Source organism: Oceanivirga salmonicida (assembly GCF_001517915.1).
Taxonomy (GTDB): domain Bacteria; phylum Fusobacteriota; class Fusobacteriia; order Fusobacteriales; family Leptotrichiaceae; genus Oceanivirga; species Oceanivirga salmonicida.
Map to the genome: position 1 here is coordinate 1 of NZ_LOQI01000121.1, position 2,029 is coordinate 2,029.

The following is a 2,029-nucleotide window of genomic DNA, read 5'->3' on the forward strand; positions in this document are numbered from 1 at the left end:
TACGACCATATACATATTTTAGTGGAATGTAGTCCACAACATTACATACCAACAATAATAAAAACATTAAAAGGCGTTAGTGCCAGATATATGTTTAAAAAATTTCCAAAAATAAAAAATAAACTATGTGGAGGTCATATGTGGAATCCCACCTACTTTGTAGCAACAGTATTTGAAAATACTGAAGAACAAATAAAACAATATATAAGAAATCAAAAAGTTAATGGCAAATAGGGGGCACTATGTCTAATTTTGTATTGCAGTTAGATTTAAAAACTGAATTATGGCAAGAACATATAATAGAAAAAAGACTAAATATTGGAAGACAAATACACAATAGTGTATTATCTGAAATATTAAAAAGAGATAATCATATGAAAAATAGTAACGAATATATTACTGCTGTTAAAATGGAAAAGGGAAAAGATAGAAATAAAAAACTAAATGATATTAGAAAAGATTTTAAATTAATTAAATTTGATATGAATAAATATGTAAAACCTATGGGTAAAAAATATAAGAAAAATTTAGGTTCTCAAATGGTACAAGAGATGGCAGAAAGAGCATATAGTGCATATGAAAAAGTTATCTTTTCAGATGGTAAAAAGATACATTTTAAAAAATATGGAGAATTTAACAGTTTAAGAGAAAAAGGAAATATAACAGGTTTAAGATACTATGAAAATGAAAATATGATTAAGTGGTTAGGTTTAAATATACCTGTAATAATTAGAAGAAACGATAAATATGCTATTAAATGTTTTGAATCAAAACTAAAATATTGTAAATTACTAAAAAAAGTAATAAGAGGTAAAAATAGATATTTTGTACAAATTACATTTGAAGGGACACCACCAAATAAAAGAAATATAAATTATACAAATAATGAAGTAGGTATAGATATAGGAACTTCTACAATAGCTATAGTTAGTGATGAAAAAGTAGAATTTAAAATATTAGCAGATAGCGTAGACAAACACGAAAAAGAAAAAGCTAGATTACAAAGAAAATTAGATAGGCAAAGAAGGGCTAATAATCCAAATAAATATAATAAAGATGGAACAATAAATATTAAAAATAAGGATAAATGAATTAAATCTAAAAATTACATTAAAACTAATAATAAACTAAAAGAAATAAATAGAAAGATAGCTGATAAAAGAACACAAAGTCATAACATATTATCAAATGAAATATTAGAGTTAGGTACAACTATTAAAGTTGAAACTATGAACTATAAAGCACTTCAAAGTAGAGCAAAAGAAACTAAGATTAGTGAAAAGACAGGTAAATTTAAAAAGAAAAAAAGATTTGGAAGTTCACTATTAAATAGAGCACCAAGTAGGCTACTTACAATATTAGATAATAAGTTAAAAAATATAAATAAAGAACTAATAAGAATAGATACAATTAAGGTTAAAGCAAGTCAATATAATCATGAAACGAATGAATATACAAAAGTGAGTTTAAATACAAGATGGAAAACAATAGGAGATATTAAAGTACAAAGAGATATGTATTCTGCATATCTAATAAAATGTGTTAAAGAAAATAATAAAGAAATAGATAGGGACAAGGCAATTAAAGGATTTGAAAACTTTGTTAAATTACATAATGATGAAATAGAAAAAATAAGGTTAAATAAAATACCCACACTAAAAAGTATGGGTATATAGGAAAAATAAAAGGTTTTGAAACGAGCCTATAGGTACATAATAGAAGCAATGGCTACTAGTACCATTAAAGTCTTTGGGAACAAGATTAGTGATTAGGTAAAACTAATAGAAGTTTAATACCAAAGAACCTTGCGACTTTAGTCGTGAGAGTTTCAGATTATTGAAAAAAGTTCTTCTAAATGTTAAAATAAAAGGTATAGAAAAGGGGGAAATATGTCAACACCACTTTTGAAACAGTATAGAGAAATAAAGGAAAAATATAAAGAAGAAATACTTTTTTTTAGATTAGGAGATTTCTATGAAATGTTTTTTGAAGACGCAGTTACAGCTTCTAAAGTTTTAGGGCTTACTTT

General features: G+C 25.0%; 4 protein-coding genes. All 4 read left to right on the forward strand.

The window, feature by feature from the left end:
• The coding region (tnpA, locus tag AWT72_RS08465) for an IS200/IS605 family transposase (protein ID WP_156413133.1) at positions 1-234 on the forward strand (234 nt) is incomplete at its 5' end.
• A gap of 8 nt (positions 235-242) precedes the next feature.
• Complete coding sequence (locus tag AWT72_RS10005) at positions 243-1,091, forward strand: hypothetical protein (protein WP_231724073.1); 849 nt, start codon at positions 243-245, stop codon at positions 1,089-1,091.
• Between the two features lie 138 nt (positions 1,092-1,229).
• On the forward strand, positions 1,230-1,676 hold the full coding sequence (locus tag AWT72_RS10010) for a hypothetical protein (protein WP_231724074.1): 447 nt from the start codon (positions 1,230-1,232) through the stop codon (positions 1,674-1,676).
• A 213-nt stretch (positions 1,677-1,889) separates the two neighbouring features.
• On the forward strand, positions 1,890-2,029 hold a 140-nt coding region (locus tag AWT72_RS09300), incomplete at its 3' end, for a MutS N-terminal domain-containing protein (RefSeq protein WP_156413134.1).

Excerpts from the sequence above, each read along its gene's own strand:
- AWT72_RS10010 (WP_231724074.1), top strand. The coding sequence starts at position 1,230 with ATGAACTATAAAGCACTTCAAAGTAGAGCAAAAGAAACTAAGATTAGT.
- AWT72_RS10005 (WP_231724073.1), top strand. The coding sequence starts at position 243 with ATGTCTAATTTTGTATTGCAGTTAGATTTAAAAACTGAATTATGGCAA.